11 protein-coding genes are annotated in these 17362 nt (G+C 48.0%); 9 read left to right on the plus strand and 2 right to left on the minus strand.

Translation table 11 applies throughout. The features are described 5' to 3' along the window. Window positions 1–101 precede the first annotated feature (101 nt). From GZ78_RS11970 to GZ78_RS12000, 7 genes are all read left to right on the plus strand, one after another. Window positions 102–1958 (plus strand): acyclic terpene utilization AtuA family protein, encoded by a 1857-nt coding sequence (locus tag GZ78_RS11970; protein ID WP_051786091.1) that lies wholly within the window; start codon window positions 102–104, stop codon window positions 1956–1958. Window positions 1959–2012: 54 nt separating this feature from the next. Continuing rightward, a complete protein-coding gene (locus GZ78_RS11975) occupies window positions 2013–2897 on the plus strand; it encodes an SDR family oxidoreductase (RefSeq protein WP_034835724.1) in 885 nt (294 codons plus the stop codon). A 40-nt stretch (window positions 2898–2937) separates the two neighbouring features. Next, the gene (locus GZ78_RS11980) at window positions 2938–4548 is read left to right on the plus strand and encodes an acyl-CoA carboxylase subunit beta (RefSeq protein ID WP_034835728.1); all 1611 of its coding nucleotides are present in this window, start codon (window positions 2938–2940) and stop codon (window positions 4546–4548) included. A 29-nt stretch (window positions 4549–4577) separates the two neighbouring features. After that, on the plus strand, window positions 4578–5753 hold the full coding sequence (locus tag GZ78_RS11985) for an acyl-CoA dehydrogenase family protein (RefSeq protein ID WP_034835730.1): 1176 nt from the start codon (window positions 4578–4580) through the stop codon (window positions 5751–5753). A gap of 6 nt (window positions 5754–5759) precedes the next feature. Then, entirely contained in the window at window positions 5760–6548 is a 789-nt protein-coding gene (locus GZ78_RS11990; protein ID WP_034835733.1) for an enoyl-CoA hydratase/isomerase family protein, read from the plus strand. Between the two features lie 70 nt (window positions 6549–6618). Further along, the gene (locus GZ78_RS11995; protein ID WP_034836591.1) at window positions 6619–8601 is read left to right on the plus strand and encodes an acetyl/propionyl/methylcrotonyl-CoA carboxylase subunit alpha; all 1983 of its coding nucleotides are present in this window, start codon (window positions 6619–6621) and stop codon (window positions 8599–8601) included. A 907-nt stretch (window positions 8602–9508) separates the two neighbouring features. Then, window positions 9509–9856, plus strand: coding sequence for a cytidine/deoxycytidylate deaminase family protein (locus GZ78_RS12000; RefSeq protein ID WP_051786092.1), 348 nt, complete (start codon window positions 9509–9511; stop codon window positions 9854–9856). A 220-nt stretch (window positions 9857–10076) separates the two neighbouring features. On the opposite strand, the gene GZ78_RS30655 is transcribed toward GZ78_RS12000, so the two are convergent. After that, on the minus strand, window positions 10077–10199 hold the full coding sequence (locus GZ78_RS30655) for a hypothetical protein (protein ID WP_269078759.1): 123 nt from the start codon (window positions 10197–10199) through the stop codon (window positions 10077–10079). Window positions 10200–10488: 289 nt separating this feature from the next. On the opposite strand from GZ78_RS30655, the gene gorA reads away from it, so the two are divergent. Next, complete coding sequence (gene gorA, locus GZ78_RS12005; RefSeq protein ID WP_034835735.1) at window positions 10489–11856, plus strand: glutathione-disulfide reductase; 1368 nt, start codon at window positions 10489–10491, stop codon at window positions 11854–11856. 67 nt (window positions 11857–11923) lie between these two features. Here gorA and GZ78_RS12010 read toward each other — a convergent pair whose 3' ends face one another. Continuing rightward, on the minus strand, window positions 11924–14956 hold the full coding sequence (locus GZ78_RS12010) for an RNA-directed DNA polymerase (RefSeq protein WP_034835738.1): 3033 nt from the start codon (window positions 14954–14956) through the stop codon (window positions 11924–11926). Window positions 14957–15287: 331 nt separating this feature from the next. Here GZ78_RS12010 and GZ78_RS12015 point away from each other — a divergent pair, with 331 nt between their 5' ends. Further along, complete coding sequence (locus tag GZ78_RS12015) at window positions 15288–17228, plus strand: ATP-binding protein (protein WP_034835740.1); 1941 nt, start codon at window positions 15288–15290, stop codon at window positions 17226–17228. Window positions 17229–17362: the final 134 nt, after the last annotated feature.

Genomic DNA, 17362 nt, shown 5'->3' on the forward strand with positions numbered 1-17362 from the left:
GGATAACAGTTCATTGAAAATTTGCCAACCAAGCGCTTGCTTGGTAACTTAAATATACCCCTTGCCCGAACAGGATGCCAGTGGCGTCCAAGCAGTTAACAATGAATTCAAATAGTCTTGCGCCAAAAAAAAGCTCTGAGCACAACCTTGAAAAAAATATCGATAAAAGCATTCGCATCGGTTGCGCCTCTGCCTTCTGGGGCGATACCAGCACAGCCGCCCACCAGCTGGTGACCCAAACATCACTGGACTATCTGGTCTTTGATTATCTCGCCGAAGTCACCCTGTCCATCATGGCTGCAGCTCGCATGAAAAATCCGGATATGGGTTATGCCCCGGACTTCGTCCAGACCTTGGCCCCTCTCCTTGAGCCCATTGCTCAAAAGAATATAAAAGTTATCAGTAACGCTGGCGGCATTAATCCAAAGGCTTGCAGAGATGCGCTCTGTAAAATCATTTCAGAAGCAGGTTTGTCTCTGAAAGTAGCCGTTGTCACCGGCGATAACCTTCTCGATCAACAGCAACATTACCGGGAGCAGGGACTGACAGAAATGTTCAGTCAGGCTCCGATGCCTGAGAGTTTTGTCAGTCTGAATGCCTACCTCGGCTATGAAGGCATCAGCGCAGCACTGGCTGCTGGCGCCGATATAGTCATCACAGGTCGTATAGTGGACAGCGCCGTTGTGACAGGCGCTCTTGCCTATGAATTTGGTTGGAAACCTGACGATTACGACAAACTGGCCCAGGCCAGTCTGGCAGGTCATGTCATAGAGTGCGGTACCCAGTGCACAGGAGGAAACTTCACGGACTGGGATACCGTTTCCGGCTTTGAAGATATGGGCTTCCCGGTCATTAAATGTTTTGAAGACGGTCACTTCGAGGTTACCAAACCGGAAAAAACCGGGGGACTGGTCAATACAGGTACGGTTTCAGAACAGATCCTCTATGAAATAGATAACCCTCGACACTATCTACTACCGGATGTCGTCTGTGACTTTTCCCAAGTTACACTTGAAGAAACCGGAAATAATCGAGTATCAATTTCGGGAGCCAGAGGCTATGCACCTTCTGGCTACTACAAAGTTTCAGGGACTTGGATGGATGGTTTCCGCTGTGTCGCCAACCTACTGATAGGTGGCATAGAGGCAGCAGCAAAAGCGGAATCTGTAGCCGAAAGTATTCTCGCCAAATGTCGTCGTCTATTTGCCAGCAAAGGTATTGATGACTTCACCCAGGCACGTATTGATACATTGGGTGCAGGCTCTCTACAACAGACACAAACCAATGACAGCGGCTTCAGAGAAGTGGTCATGCGCATTGCAGTCACCCATTCCGACAAAAAAGCACTGGTGCTGTTTTCAAAAGAGATCGCCCAGGCAGCTACTGCAATGGCTTCAGGAATAGCTGGCAGTGTTACCGGAGGTCGTCCTTCTGTTTCACCACGCATCTGCCTGTACTCTCTGTTGGTTCCAAAGAGTGATGTATCCGTTAACCTGTCGCTGGATGATGAAATCATTCCAGTCTCTATCCATTCTTCTTCAAACGCTTTAACGCTGGACGTACAACCAGAATTGTCTGTTGAAAGTGTCTCTTCCGATCCTGACTGGCCAACGGTTCCTCTGGTAAAACTGGCCTGGTGTCGAAGTGGCGATAAGGGTAACCATGCCAATATCGGCGTTATTGCCCGGCAGTCAGCTTATGTGCCCTACATTGCTTCTGCAGTGACAGTCGAAACAATGGCTAACCATATGTCGCATGTTCTGGATGATCCTGACAGTGATGTTTCACGCTGGTATCTGCCAGGCTTGAGTGCGTTTAACTTCCTGCTGAGAAACAGTCTGGGCGGTGGCGGTATTGCAAGCCTCAATCCAGACCCTCAGGGCAAGACTTATGCTCAGCAGATACTGACTTACCCCGTCCCCGTCCCCCCTGCTCTGGCTCAAAAACTTTCCAGCTAAAGCCATGAGAAGAATAAACCAAAAAATTAAAGATCAGTAAAGACAGGATAACCAATGAGCTTTGCTTCGATATTCAGACAAGACCTGTTCAATAACAAAAATATCATTGTGACCGGTGGTGGCAGTGGTATTGGACGCTGTACAGCCCACGAACTCAGCGCACTGGGCGCCCATGTAATTTTGGTAGGCAGAAAGCTGGAGAAACTGGAAAAAGTCCAACAGGAGATTATTGAAGACGGCGGCAGTGCATCGATTCAGGTCTGTGATATCCGTGATGAAGAAGGTGTTACGGCACTTGTTAGCCGGGTAGTTGCAGAAAAAGGCGTCATCCATGGCTTAGTTAATAATGCTGGCGGCCAGTTCCCTTCACCACTGGAACATATCAGTAAAAACGGCTTCGAAGCGGTTGTAAGAACCAATCTGATCGGTGGCTTCCTGATGGCCAGAGAAGTCTTCAAGCAATCCATGCAGGAACACGGTGGCAGTGTCGTCAATATTATTGCTGACAACTGGGGCGGTATGCCGGGCATGGGACATTCCGGAGCCGCCAGAGCCGGTATGGATAACTTCACAAAAACGGCAGCTTATGAATGGGGCCGGAGTGGCGTCAGGGTCAATGCCGTTGCACCCGGCTGGGTTGCTTCCAGTGGCATGAATACCTATGACGACGCCACAAAAAACATGCTCTCCCAACTTTATCAGCATGTTCCACTGAAACGGATGGGCACTGAATCAGAAGTCAGCGCCGCCATCTGTTTTCTATTGAGTGAGGCTGCCGCATTCATCAGTGGTTCAACGCTGAGAATTGACGGTGCCGCTTCCCAGGGCAATCACAGCTGGCCACTGCCTAAAGCCAGAAATAACGAGCCTTTTGATGGTTTCCACCGTTCCAACCCACCTCAGTGGATTACTGAAAAATACACTCATGCATCACAATAATTTTTAACGTTCAGGACTGCTAACGAGGCCCCTATCAAATATGGCTATTATCGAATCCAGCATCAATACCGGCTCTGAAAGCTTTGCCGCCAATGCCGAGTGGATGTCAGAAAAAGTCAGAGAATTTCAGATCATAGAACAACTGGTCGTCGATACTGCAGGCAAGAAGCGCGAAGCTTTAGCCAAGCTCGACAAGTTGCTGCCCAGAGAACGCCTTCACTGCCTGCTGGACCCAGGCGCACCGTTCATAGAACTGGGTTCTCTGGTCGGCTACAAAATGTATGACGACAAAGACGGCAGCAGCGCCGGCGGCGGCTTTATTGCCGGTATTGGTTATGTGTCCGGTGTCCGATGCCTGGTGCAGGTTAACAACTACTCAGTAAAAGGTGGCACTTTCTCGCCCATAGGTTTGGAAAAGACCATTCGGGCGCAGAAGATTGCGCTCGAAAATAAACTACCCATTATCAACCTTCTGGAAAGCGGCGGTGCCAACCTCAACTATGCGACAGAATCTTTTGTTCGTGGTGCCAATGGTTTTGCCAATCAGGCCAGACTGTCAGCAGCTGGAATCCCCCAGATTACGGTTGTGCATGGCAATGCCACGGCTGGAGGCGCTTATCAGGCCGGGCTTTCTGACTATCTGATTCTGGTACGTAACAAGAGCAAGATTTTCCTGGCCGGCCCTCCCCTGCTGAAAGCCGCCACTGGTGAAATTGCTGACGATGAAGAGCTGGGTGGAGCGGATATGCACGCAGCTGTCGCCGGTACCGGCGAGTACTTGGCAGAGAATGATGCCGATGGCATTCGGATCGCCCGGGAAGTAATGACAACTCTGAACTGGGAACCTCTACCAAAAAATCAGAAGCCGTTCAAAGAACCTCTCTATAACCCGGAAGAGTTGATCGGCATCGTACCATCAGACCCCAAAACGCCTTATGACGTTAAAGAGTTGATTGCCCGAATCGTTGATGGCTCCGAGTTCATGGCGTTCAAGCCAGGATTTGATCAGGGCACTATCTGTGGACATTGTCGTATTGAAGGTTTGCCTGTTGGCATCATTGGCAATAATGGCCCGATCACTCCCAAAGGTGCCAATAAGGCATCTCAATTCATTCAACTCTGTGAACAAAGCAACACGGCTTTGCTTTTCCTGCATAACACCACAGGTTTTCTGGTCGGTACTGAAACTGAGCAGGGTGGCGTCGTCAAACACGGATCAAAAATGATTCAAGCCGTCGCTAATGCCAAAGTTCCCAAAATCAGCATGGTTGTTGGCGGCTCCTACGGCGCAGGTAACTACGCTATGTGTGGCCGTGGCCTTGACCCTCATTTCATCTTTGCCTGGCCATCGGCCAGAACGGCCATTATGGGCGGAGAACAGGCAGGCATGGTACTGAGAATCGTGGCTGAAGAAAAAGCCCGCAAGGCAGGTGTGGAAGCCGATCAACAGAAGCTGGAACACATGGAGAAAAGTACCGCCGACTTTCTTAACCAGAGCGCCACAGCTATCTTTGGCACAGCCAGACTTTGGGATGACGGTCTGATTGACCCAAGAGACAGCCGTCAGTTATTGGGCTTCCTGTTAGACATCTGTCATGAAGGCGAACAACGACAGACTCGCTCAATCACTTTTGGCGCAGCACGTTTATAACAAATCCAATAAAACTACCGGAGCATCTGATGAAATTTACCGAGGAACACAGCGAAGTTCGCCGTACCATGGCACAGATCATCGAAAAAGAGATCAACCCCTATGTTGAACAGTGGGAAGAAGAAGGTATTTTCCCCGCCCATGACCTTTTTAAAAAGCTGGGCAATCTGGGTCTTTTGGGGATCTCCAAGCCTGTTGAATACGGAGGACTGGGGCTGGACTACAGCTTTGAAGCACTAGTAGCCGAAGAGCTGGGTGCTATTCATTGTGGCAGCATTCCAATGGCGGTCGGTGTACAAACCAATATGGCAACCCCCGCACTGGCACGCTTTGGCAGCCATGAATTACGTGATGAGTTCCTGACCCCTGCCATTGCCGGCGATCAGGTGGCCAGTATTGCGGTCAGCGAACCCGGTGCAGGTTCTGACGTTGCTGCTATCAAAACAGAAGCCAGAAAAGACGGCGATGACTATGTGATCAATGGCAGCAAAATGTGGATCACCAATTCCACCCAGGCAGACTTTCTGTGTGTGCTGGCTAACACCTCTGATGACGCAAAACACATCAACAAGTCACTGATTATCGTCCCCACCAATACCCCGGGTGTCGAGGTTTCTCCACGCCTGAACAAGCTGGGTATGCGCTCTTCCGATACTGCCCAGATTTTCTTTGATGATGTTCGGGTTCCCCAGCGCTACCGCATTGGAGCAGAAGGCCAGGGTTTCACCATGCAAATGCAGCAATTTCAGGAAGAGCGACTGTTTTGTGTCGGCAGCATGTTGAAAACCCTCGACCTCTGCGTCAGTGAAACCGCTGACTACTGCTACGAACGAAAAGCCTTTGGTAAGCCACTGCTGGATAATCAATACCTCCACTATCGTCTGGCAGAACTCCAGACCGAAACCGAAATTGTCAGAGCCGCTTTCTATCAAGCCGTTGAACAATACGTCGGGGGTGAAGACGTCACCAAGCTGGCTTCCATGCTGAAGCTGAAGACCGGTCGCCTGGCCCGTGAAGTCACTGATGGCTGCCTGCAATTTTGGGGTGGCATGGGCTACATGTGGGATAACAAGGTTTCCCGCTTCTACAGAGATTCCCGCCTGATGTCGATTGGCGGCGGTGCCGACGAAGTCATGCTGGGCATCATCTGCAAATACCTGGGACTACTGCCAGGCCAAAGAAAGTCCGGCCAGAAAAGAGGCTAATGTCGTATGAAACTGTCTGATTTTGAAACACTGCAACCGTGTCTGGAAGAAGGCACTCTGGCAATCCATCTGAACCGCCCTGAAGCCCGCAATGCCCTCAGTGATCAAATGATTGATGAGTTAATGGAAGTCTTTGGTCAACTGGAAGGCAATCGTTCGGTTCGAGCCATTGTATTACGAGGTAACGGCGGCCACTTCTGTGCTGGTGCCGACCTGAAAAGTATGAACTCAGCCAACAGCGAGCCGGAAAGTGCTTTTAAGAGCAATCGCAGATTTGGCGATTTAATCACAGCCGTCGGTCATCTTGAACAGGTTGTGATTGCAGCGATTGAAGGGGCTGTGATGGGAGGCGGCTTTGGCATGGTCTGTGTATCTGACTTTGCCATCAGTACCTCGACCGCAAAGTTCGGCATGCCGGAAACCACTCTGGGGATTCCCCCGGCACAGATTGCGCCTTTTGTCGTCCATCGTATTGGCCTTACCCAAGCACGTCGACTAGCCCTGATGGGAGAACGAATTTCCGGCACCGAAGCCTGTGAGCTGGGCATAGTTCATCAGTGTGTGGATTCCTCAGAAGCTCTTGATACAGCCGTTCAGGAAGCCATCAAGCGAGTCAAACGCTGTGCTCCGGACGCTAACGCTATGACCAAGGCCCTGATGCTTTCGATGGCCGGTCAACCTTCTCAAGAGTCTCTGGATCATGCTGCCCGGCTGTTTTCCAATGCAGTCACTGGCGAAGAAGGCCTTGAAGGTATCCAGGCCTTTAAAGAGAAACGTTCACCCCATTGGGCCTGATGAACAACCAAAAATATCTTCAGCACATGAATACAGCCATGAGCCAACAAAAGCATAAATGAGAAACACCATGCCCTCATTAAACAAAATTCTTGTTGCCAACCGTGGCGAGATCGCCGTACGAGTGATCCGCACGGCCAAGGCTATGGGATATAGAACTGTTGCCGTATACAGCGAAGCAGATCATGATGCTCTGCACACCTCTCTGGCCGACGAAGCTGTTCTGATTGGCGCTCCAGAAGTTTCAGCTTCTTATCTTAATCAGGAGTCAATATTAGCTGCTGCCCATGCTACTGGAGCAGATGCAATCCATCCTGGTTACGGTTTTTTATCAGAGAATACCGACTTCTCAGAAGCCTGTGCCCGTTCAGGTATCACTTTTATTGGTCCGGATGCCAGAGCCATTGAGTTGATGGGCAACAAACGCCAGGCCAAGATCGCCATGCTGGAAGCAGGAGTCCCCTGTATTCCCGGCTATGAAGGCGCAGATCAGAGCGATGAAACCCTGCAGTCAGAAGCCAGAAGAATAGGCTTCCCGATCATGGTTAAAGCTGCTGCCGGTGGTGGTGGCCGGGGTATGCGACAGGTTGACGACGAAGCTTCTCTGCTGGAAAACCTGAAATCAGCCCGCTCGGAAGCAACCAATGCTTTTGGCAGTGGCGAACTGATTCTGGAAAAAGCCATTGTAGAACCCAGACACATTGAAATTCAGGTGTTTGCTGACCGACAAGGTCACTGCATTTATCTGGGAGAAAGAGATTGCTCTATCCAGAGAAGATTCCAGAAAGTAGTCGAGGAATCACCTTCTCCCTTTATGACTGATTCACTCCGACAACAGATGGGTGAGGCGGCTGTCCGTGCTGCTTTGAGCTGCGATTATGTAGGTGCAGGTACCGTTGAATTTCTGGTAGACCACGACCGCAACTTCTACTTTCTGGAAATGAATACCCGACTCCAGGTTGAACACCCGGTGACCGAACTGGTAGCAGGAGTCGACCTGGTAGCCTGGCAGATCACGGTGGCTGAAGGTCATTCCCTGCCTTTATCTCAGGAGCAGGTGAGTCTGAATGGCCACGCCATTGAAGTTCGTCTTTATGCTGAAGACCCAGCGGACAATTTTCTGCCCCAGACTGGTCAGATTCTGGACTGGCAACCTCCAGGCGAAGTCCGTGTTGACCATGGTATTCAGACTAACCAGACCGTATCGCCATTTTATGATCCGATACTGGCAAAGGTTATCGCCTACGGAAGCGATCGGGAAACAGCTCGCCGAAAACTGATTTGCGCCCTCGAAGATATGAAACTGCTGGGCGTAAAACATAACCAGCACTTCCTTAGCCAGATACTGAAAGAGCCTGTCTTTGCCGAGGGTCAGGCCACTACCGCTTTTCTTAATCAGCAATTTGAAGATGATGCTTTTTGTCTACCAGCAGAGACCCTACTACTGAGCTCGGCTCTGGCAGCGCTGATATTCTTCCAGCTTGAAAACCCGGGGCACGATAAACGACAAGTATGGGGAGCAACACGCTTTGCCCCCTGGCTCTATAAACTGCATTGCGACACAAATGGCGAAGAGCAGGATTACCCGGTATCACTGACGGTCACCGAAAAAAATCATTATCAAATCCAGTCCGGAGATCAGACTCATACTCTAAATCTGTTGTCTATTGACGACCAGCGCATGAAGTATTCCGTTGATGGACGTACTCAGTATTGTCATTTTGTTCTTTCTGCCGGCCAACTTCATCTCTCCACCTTGCAGGGCAATACGCTCTGGCAAAACCAGACTCACGCACCTGCCCAGTCTTCCAATCAATCCGGTGACGGCCGTGTTCTGGCCTCTATGGATGGTGTCATCATTGATGTTCTGGCCAAACCGGGCGACCGGGTAGAAGTGGGTCAGACCGTTATGGTGCTGGAAGCCATGAAGATGGAACATGCTCTGAAAGCAAGGGTGTCCGGTACGGTAGAGACCGTTTCTTCAACAGCTGGCGATCAGGTCAAGACCCGACAATGTTTACTGGAAATTGTTGCAGAGGAGGCTGAGGGATGAGCCTGTCTCATTTTTACTTAAGAACACCAGGCGGTCAGGAAAGCTGCCCGCCGGCTCACAGAGAGCGGTTTTTGAAAGCCGGATACTCTCAATCGGTGGCGGAACCTATGAGATTATGAACGAAGTAATCGCGAAAAATCTGGGGCTTTGATGCAATAAAGAATTAATGCAAATACATACTCCGTTCATCCTGAGCTTGTCGAAGGATTCTGGTAATGCACTTCGACAAGCTCAGTGCGAACGGTACGGGTATTAACGCTTGGCTATAGGAAATAGGAAATAGGAAATAGGAAATAGGAAATAGGAAATAGGAAAAAAGTAGCAGAAAAGAAAAAGCGGATTGGTTTAAAGGCTGTGTGGAGTCTTGCTTTATAGCTCTTCCATGATTCCGGTTCGCTCGTGCTGCTTTTTGCAGTTCTTCTCAGCTTTCCGGCTTCCATATTGGTTGCTACACCACTTGAAACACCCTGTAAACCAATCCGCTTATACGGACATCGACCATTATTATTGTTATTGTCGGTCGATTCGTCTGCCTTGTTATTATTTTTATTAGCGGCAGTTTTTTGTTAGTTGCCTATCTATATACAATCCCTGTGCCAACTTTTTGAAAAACCTCTGCATCCCTTGAAATACGTACTATCCGAAAAATCACGAAACACACACCTACTCTTTACACTCTCTTTAAACTGTTACCCCCACACTGTCGGATGTAACCAGGAAACAGTTCCGTAACAACTTCCCGACTTACATTCGGATGCCGCTCACCCCGAGCTTGTCGAAAGGTGTGGTATTGGGCTTCGACAGGCTCAGCCCGAACGGGTTTTGAGAGGGTTTCAACAGGGAAGTTAACTTCAGACAACTCCTGACTAAACTACCTGCTAAGACCATATTCTTGTCATGGTGACGAATGCTGAACTTTCCTCATCAGTTTCAACTCGCTCTCCCTGACTGGTTTGCCTCCGAACTGTTAGGGCTGCCTGAATGCATCCCTGACCTTAAGGATCGGATGGCGCTGATTATTCGGTTTTCCCAACTGAATATGATGCACGACACTGGAGGACTTTTTGCGGCGGGAGTCTTTGAGAAAGAGCCGGGGAAACTAATCAGTGCAGGGGTTAACCGGGTCGTTGAGCAAAAGTGCTCCTCTGCTCATGCTGAAGTGATCAACAATGTACTGACCGAAGAAGCTATAGCTGTATTCAAAGAATTTAGAGCACGTAACAAACTGGTATATAACAGCCGTCAGTCAGAATAAGGCAATGAAGGAAAAGAATGAAGGAAAAGAAAGTTTCAGCGGAACACTATTGTAGATAAAGATAAGCGGATTGGTTTACAGGCTGTGTGGATAATTGCTTTATTATCCTTCCCTGTTTACCGGGATGCTGGCGTTGCTTTTGCAATTCTTCTCAGCTCCGGTTTCCCTGTTGGTTGCCACACCACAAAAAAACACCCTGTAAACCAATCCACTTGTACGGTCACCGACTTTTATTATTATTATTTTTTGTCGGTTCATCTGCCTCATTATTATTGTTATTTGCGGCAGTTTTTCTTGCTTTCGATCCTATATATACAATCGGTGTGCCAACTTTTTTAAACATGCCTGCAGCCCCCGAAATACGTACAACCCGACAACCCCATCATTTGCAGTAGGTAGTTTTACCTAATCCAAATGTGTTACCTGTGGGAATAATCGCGTAACACCGGGATATTGACGTAACGCTTACAAATAAAAGACATTGCCAAGGGAAGGTGTGAACAAGTCCTGCGAGATTCATTACTCCAGCTGTACCCTGCTTTACACATGCCGCTATTTAAATTCATGAGATTGCCCATATAGTGTCTTTATAATGTCTTTAAATGGCACTTGGAATTCATCAGGAACTATTCATGACTACAGATACCCATTTTGACTACCTGGTCATTGGCGGTGGCAGCGGCGGCATCGGCACGGCTAATCGTGCTGCCATGCACGGCGCAAAAGTCGGTCTTATCGAAGCCAAACACTTGGGTGGTACTTGTGTAAACGTTGGCTGCGTACCCAAAAAAGCCATGTGGTTTGCAGGACAGATTTCAGATGCCATCCAATATGGTCCTGATTATGGCTTTGACCTGAATCGTGACGAGATCCTGAAAAACTTCAGCTGGAGCAAACTGGTTGAAAGCCGTGAGGCTTACATCAGTCGTATTCATCAGTCTTATGATCGTGTACTGGGTAACAACAAGGTCAACGTTATAAAAGGCTACGGACGTTTTGTGGATGCTAAAACTGTTGAAGTGGACGGTGTTCAATACACGGCAGACCACATTACCATCGCTACCGGTGGTGAGCCTGCGGTTCCATCCATTCCCGGAGCCGAGCATGGCATTGACTCAAACGGCTTCTTTGAACTGACGGAACGCCCTGAGCGTGTTGCCGTGCTGGGAGCAGGCTACATTGCTGTTGAGCTGGCTGGCGTACTGCACGCACTGGGCAGTGATACCCACCTGCTCGTTCGCAAGCACAAGCCTCTGCGCAGCTTCGACGACATGCTTTCTGATACTCTGGTTGAGATCATGGAAGCTGAAGGTCCGACTCTGCACACCCACTCTGTGCCCAAAGAGATCACCAAAGAAAGTGATGGAAGCCTGACTATCCACCTCGAAAACGGCAACAGCCTGACAGTGGATACCGTTATCTGGGCAGCGGGTCGTAAACCTCATACCCACTCCATCAACCTGGAAGCAGCCGGTGTAGAAACCAACGAGCGTGGCTACATCTCTGTGGATAAGTTCCAGAATACTAATGTACCGGGTATTTATGCGGTAGGTGACAATATTGGCAAGATTGAGCTGACACCGGTTGCAGTTGCTGCCGGGCGTCGTCTGTCAGAAAGACTGTTCAACAACAAGCCGGAAGAGCACCTGAACTACGACAATATTGCGACTGTCGTCTTCAGTCACCCCACCATTGGCACCGTAGGCCTGAGTGAAAACGAAGCCATCGAACGTCACGGAGAAGAGAACGTTAAGGTTTATACCAGTGGCTTTACCGCCATGTACAGCGCTCTCACCAGTCACCGCCAGCCAAGCCGCATGAAGCTGGTGACTGTGGGTGAAGAAGAGAAGATTGTTGGCATCCACACCATCGGCCATGGTTCCGATGAAATGATGCAAGGCTTTGCGGTTGCTCTGAAAATGGGTGCAACCAAGGCAGACTTTGATAATACAGTAGCGATCCATCCAACCTCTTCAGAAGAGTTTGTTACGATGAGGTAAGACTAGGAGCCTTTTCAACAAAATGGCCATGCATATTAGTCAAGTTTTGCGCATGGCCTATTTTTCTTCAACTTTTATCTTTTTTCCTACTTTCAGACATTTTGAAACCTATTGGCAAGGGCTTAAACTTAGGTTTTTTCGCTTTTTTCTTTGCTCTCTGAAACCTTCTCAAGTCCATAAAAGCTATGTCTCCAATGACATAAAAGTCCGTCAGACCACCTTTAATGCGGACAGAATCCCTTGCATAGTCCTCTTTGTACGGAGCCCTTACTCTGCTGTCGCCATACATCCGGTTGTTAACTTGAACAACAAAGGTATGTAGATCATGAGCAGCACTCTCAACCAAAAAGCTGAAAGTATTAACATCAGGATTCCATTCCAACACAAATAGGCTGTCAACCATGCCTTGGTAGTGAGCACGGCTTTCGATATTGGTCATATCACTACAGATCAAGATACCGAAATGGAACCCACCATGGTTATAGATTGGCAACCCTTTTACACCTTCCGGAGGCAGCCACTGCTCTTTTTTAAGTTCTTTGAGCCCTGCTTTTTCTCCATGGGAAGGCGCCAGTTTGGGCTGCATGTAAATAATATTGCTCTTGTAACCTGGCCAGGGAGTTGTCATTGAGACGAAGCAGTCATTTCGAAGCAGTTTTCTTCTGCTTTTCTTGTCTGCGTAATACTCCAACCCACAAATTAGGGATATGCCATTGCCTGCCAATTTTTGCGCCATGCTGAACGCCCAGCGCCTTGGTATACTGCATTCAGGAAAAACCACATAATCTGGCTTGTCCTTTTCTTTGAGTATCAAATTCACCAGACCAAAAATCCGCTGGTAGCGCTCCAGCGAGCGGACAGGTTTTCCTGAAGCGGCACTTTTCCATTCGGTATAGGTTGTTTCCAGACTGGTCAGGGCAACCTTCATTTTTTTCGGCTTCTGACTTAAAGGAACATTCAGATGCTTGCGCGGCTCTGCCTCTGAACCATTTTGAAGCTTTATCCCAAGGGAAGATTGGTTTCCTACTTTAGCCCCTCTCAAACCCAAAATAGATTGTTTGAAAAGTACCTGATCTTCCAGCAGCTCTGGAGCAATGATGAGCATTTCCTGAATCGAAAGGGGACGAGTCGGGAATGCCAGTGCCATCCAATTCGGTTGTTTTAACTGAGCAAAATTCTGGAACTTTCTCGCAGCTCCAAGACGTATCGTTTTCCTGATAGCTCGTTTACCAGGTACTTTCAGCCCATGGAAGTCTTCTTCCTGGGAATAATACCAATAATCTTTGTAGGATCGATTCCCCCAATCAGCAAACAGCAGGTTCTTGCCTAATTTCTGCAAGGATGGCGCAGTAGCGGGAAATTTATAGGTTGCATCGAATGCAAATAATTGACGGAGTGCTCGTCCAAGTTGGGTATGAGAGCTATACCCTTTTGCTGTGGAAGCCTGTAGCCCAGACTGAGCAAGAACTTTTACCAAATACCCTTGGCATGACAGCTGCTTGCTTTGTTTATTTGTTCCATCAGCTGTCGTCTCAGCTAAAAGATCAAAACAGGTAAAAATGCCATCAACAAACCTTTTAACATCATCAAAGTCTCCACAACCAATCATCAGGCCGAAGATTCGAGGATAGTAATTTGTAAACTCAAAGATCCCCTGAGGTGTTAAAAGATGCCGGTGTACAAGTCCATAAAATTCTTGTCTTAAACCTATCCAGACTTGGGGGCGCAAATCCCGAGCGTAGCTCTCTATATCCCTTAGGAGTAAAGAGAAGCCAAGCCTTCTGACCGAAACAACATCAGCTTTACGAAGCGCGTCTGCATTTAGCGAAGCACTTGGTGTTGCCAGCAGCGCTTTTGAGGCCATGTCAGTAGCTGTTTCTGGTACTTCGGGGAGAAGGCGATGCTCGCTGGACTGCCTTCTGATCTGCTCAGAAATCTGGTCAATAAAATCCAAACCGTGCTCAGATGACAAACTAAAAATTTTCTGTTTATCGCCTGCAAATATCAGGTCACTGTCCTTAGCATAAGGCAGATTAACCTTGAGGGCATTGCTTTCCAACTGCTCAAGACACTCTACCGATGCAGTAATCCAGTCCAAAACATCTTGCCCCGTTTTGCCTCCTTCGTGAGCTTCCGTAACCAGAAAAATGTCATCCACATACCGTCCGTAATAGAGTGGTTTCAGACCATCCTGAATCTCTTTATCAAACTGGTAAAGGAGTATATTGGAGAGGATTTTCGAAGCTGATAGCCCAACAGGTAGTGCACCCTTCGGGCGGCCTTTATGATCTGGTGTCGATTTATACCAAGTGTCGATTGACTTTATCAGCTGTTCAGTAAACTTTTTCTCATCTCTATCCAGAGTGATCCCAATTTCATCCAGAAATGCCTTTCGCAGGATAAATTTGGGGCTGGTATTGTGGTAAAAGCTGGCCAGATCCATCGTGATTGCATTGATGGACTTTCCCTCTTCTACTGCGTTTTTCATGGCATTCAGTCCTTTTTCACGCCAAGACTGATAACCTGAGAAATAAGGTGTGAACAACCCTGAGCACTCTTGGTTGAGCTGACCGTTACCATTTTTGAAAAGCAGCTGCATCCAGGTGTTTGGACGATTTCTTCGCAGCCGGTTGCCGTAGGACCAATCCTTGTTCAGTTTAAACTCGAACCCATGACCAATTTTTAGAATCCACAAGGCTGAGATGATCTGGTAATCAACAGAGGCTGTAATCAGTAATCGATATTTTGCATTTGCCTTCTTCTGACCACTGGCATCAAATCGCAGCTTCCAGTCATCAAGAGGATTAATCGCCCTGTAATGAACATCATCTTTACCATCACCCCAGATACTCAGATCCAGAGACTTTGGAGCATATATATGACCACCTATAAGACTCAGGTCACTATACCAGTCCGATTCAGTGGCTATCATCTTATTGAAGAGCTGATTTAGATTCCTTTCCAGATGCTTCTCGTACTCTGTAAAGGCCAAAGCATGCGGATGCATATTGTCAAAAAAAGCCTCTGCTTTAGCCTTTCGATAGGCCATATAGAGGTCTTCTATGTTGATAAAGCCATCTGTAAAGTTCCTTTTCCTCACGCGGACTTACACCTTCAATCGAATATCTTACTCTTGTGAATAATTCTCAGAATAAATCTGAAACAGAAAACCTCGTTACGCGCATATTATCCTATTTTTCTTTTTTCTCAGATACTGAAAAACTAATCTCAAATGAGAACGTTGTGTTGAACAAATCATGTTAGCTGAGAGTCTTTAGTTTTTTCCTCTTAGCTCTCCAACCCGACTATCTTCCTTCTATCAAAAGATCAATTCTCAACCACTGGTGAAGTGCCTAACAAAAATGCGAGTATTATGATCATTGGCTAGAGTGATTCAGCTGATTCTAGCTACACGAGCACGGAGAAACTGGATGGATTGGAGTGTAGAAGATAAATATCAGGAACTGCTGGCTCTGGATGAACATCCAAGAATTGAAGCCAAGCGAGCTACTGATATTGGCAAATCCATCATGCAAACGGTTTGTGCTTTCGCCAATGAGCCAGGACTCGGTGGAGGCTTTATTCTTCTGGGCATTTGTGAGCCTGACAACGAGCATCCGGAATACTGGGTTCAAGGAGTGGATGAGCCTGATGAGTTGCTCAACAATTTACAGAATAATTGCCGCAATCAGTTTGAGCAGTCCGTCCATATTCAATCCAAACATGAGCTGATACACGACAAACTAGTCGTAGCCATTTATGTAGCTGAGCTGGATACTGCAGCTAAGCCCTGCCGGTTTGCCGGGAAGCCAGATAAATCGAACAAACGTAAAACCGGAGTCTGGCGCAGGGGAGCTAATGGTGATTACGAGTGCACAGAACAAGAGCTTGAGCCGTTGCTCCAGGCCAAGAGCGGCCAGACCTATGATCAGACTCTGCTTGCCGATGCAGAATGGGACGATTTTGATCCAAGTGCGATAGAGCTCTATCGCCAGTTACGAGCTCGGGTCAAACCTCATGCGGAAGAGTTGCAGGTTTCTGATGAAGAAATGCTCAGAGCTCTTAACCTGGTTCGAAAAAAGAAAAATACTTGGAAACCAAACCTTGCTGGCATCTTGCTACTGGGGAGACCTCTGTCCCTGAGGCGACTTTTACCTTCAGTGCGTGTGGATTATGTTCGAATTAATGGTACTGAATGGATAGAAGATCCTGAACAACGCTTCACGACAACTCTTGATCTTCGCGACTCTCTGATTCGTATCATTCCCAGGCTGGAGTCAACCATTCTTGACGATATGCCTCGACACTTCCGCCTTAAGAATGGCCAAAATCAACGAAGCGACGAGCCATTGCTACCACAAAAAGTTGTCAGGGAAGCCGTCGTTAATGCAGTTATGCACCGCGACTATCAGGTGAACCAACCCACTTTGATCGTACGCTATAGTAATCGCCTTGAAATTCGTAATCCCGGATACTCACTCAAGCCCGAAGTAGAGCTCGGTGAAATGGGCTCTGTCCTCAGAAACCCTTTCCTCGCAGCCGTGTTATACGACCTTGATTTCGCTGAAACCAAAGGCAGTGGTATTCGAACAATGAGGAAACTGCTCACTGCTGCCGGACTGGCGGCTCCTGTATTTACATCGAACCGTGAGTCCAATCTATTCTCTGCCAGTTATCTACTGCACCAGCTTATGAGCGAAGAACACTTACTCTGGTTACAGAAGTTCCAGCCACTTAATTTGAGCCAGGAAGAAGCCAAAGCTTTAGTACTAGCTCGTGAAATCGGTGCCATTGATAATGCAGCTTTACGGGCAGTCAGTGGTTTGGACACTCTTACTGCAAGCCAGGTTCTGGGTAAGCTCTGTAAAACCCATGGCTTACTGATTAAAGGGGGCAGTGGCTCAGCTACTTATTATCAGATAAGCCCATCTGCTGTAACTGAAAATACAGGTAACCTTGCCTCAAATACAGGTGACCTCACCCCAAATACAGGTGACCTCACCCCAAATACAGGTGACCTCACCCCAAATACAGGTGACCTCACCCCAAATACAGGTGACCTCACCTCAAATACAGGTGACCTAAAGGCTTATCCTGAATCCATACAAAAGCAAATCAGCAACCTAACGCCAAAGGCGCGAAAGCCTCAACTATGGCCTCTGATCTTGGGTGTCTGTAGCTTTGCACCACACAGTGCTGAAGAGCTGGGACAATTACTGATCAGGAGAGGAAAATATCTGAAAAGCCAGCACCTGAACCAAATGCGTCAGGAAGGGCTGATTACCTATCTTTACCCAGAAGTCGCCAACCATCCTGAGCAGGCATATAGAACTACCGAAAAAGGAAGGAAGTGGCTCGAAAACTGCCCTTGATGGTTTCAAGACAACTGGACCGATGAAACAAGTCTCGCCAAAAATCATATAACCATCACTCTGTACTCACCCCATAGCCTTAGATTTTCTTCCCATAAACCAGAAATTGGGTTGAAAAAAAGCCAAACGCAAAT

Source organism: Endozoicomonas numazuensis (assembly GCF_000722635.1).
Taxonomy (GTDB): domain Bacteria; phylum Pseudomonadota; class Gammaproteobacteria; order Pseudomonadales; family Endozoicomonadaceae; genus Endozoicomonas_A; species Endozoicomonas_A numazuensis.

What these genes read in the sequence shown, in the direction of transcription:
- GZ78_RS11970 (WP_051786091.1), top strand. Translation starts at nt 102, where the DNA reads ATGAATTCAAATAGTCTTGCGCCAAAAAAAAGCTCTGAGCACAACCTT.
- GZ78_RS11975 (WP_034835724.1), top strand. Translation starts at nt 2,013, where the DNA reads ATGAGCTTTGCTTCGATATTCAGACAAGACCTGTTCAATAACAAAAAT.
- GZ78_RS11980 (WP_034835728.1), top strand. Translation starts at nt 2,938, where the DNA reads ATGGCTATTATCGAATCCAGCATCAATACCGGCTCTGAAAGCTTTGCC.
- GZ78_RS11985 (WP_034835730.1), top strand. Translation starts at nt 4,578, where the DNA reads ATGAAATTTACCGAGGAACACAGCGAAGTTCGCCGTACCATGGCACAG.
- GZ78_RS11990 (WP_034835733.1), top strand. Translation starts at nt 5,760, where the DNA reads ATGAAACTGTCTGATTTTGAAACACTGCAACCGTGTCTGGAAGAAGGC.
- GZ78_RS11995 (WP_034836591.1), top strand. Translation starts at nt 6,619, where the DNA reads ATGCCCTCATTAAACAAAATTCTTGTTGCCAACCGTGGCGAGATCGCC.
- GZ78_RS12000 (WP_051786092.1), top strand. Translation starts at nt 9,509, where the DNA reads ATGCTGAACTTTCCTCATCAGTTTCAACTCGCTCTCCCTGACTGGTTT.
- GZ78_RS30655 (WP_269078759.1), bottom strand. Translation starts at nt 10,199, where the DNA reads ATGTTTAAAAAAGTTGGCACACCGATTGTATATATAGGATCGAAAGCA.
- gorA (WP_034835735.1), top strand. Translation starts at nt 10,489, where the DNA reads ATGACTACAGATACCCATTTTGACTACCTGGTCATTGGCGGTGGCAGC.
- GZ78_RS12015 (WP_034835740.1), top strand. Translation starts at nt 15,288, where the DNA reads ATGGATTGGAGTGTAGAAGATAAATATCAGGAACTGCTGGCTCTGGAT.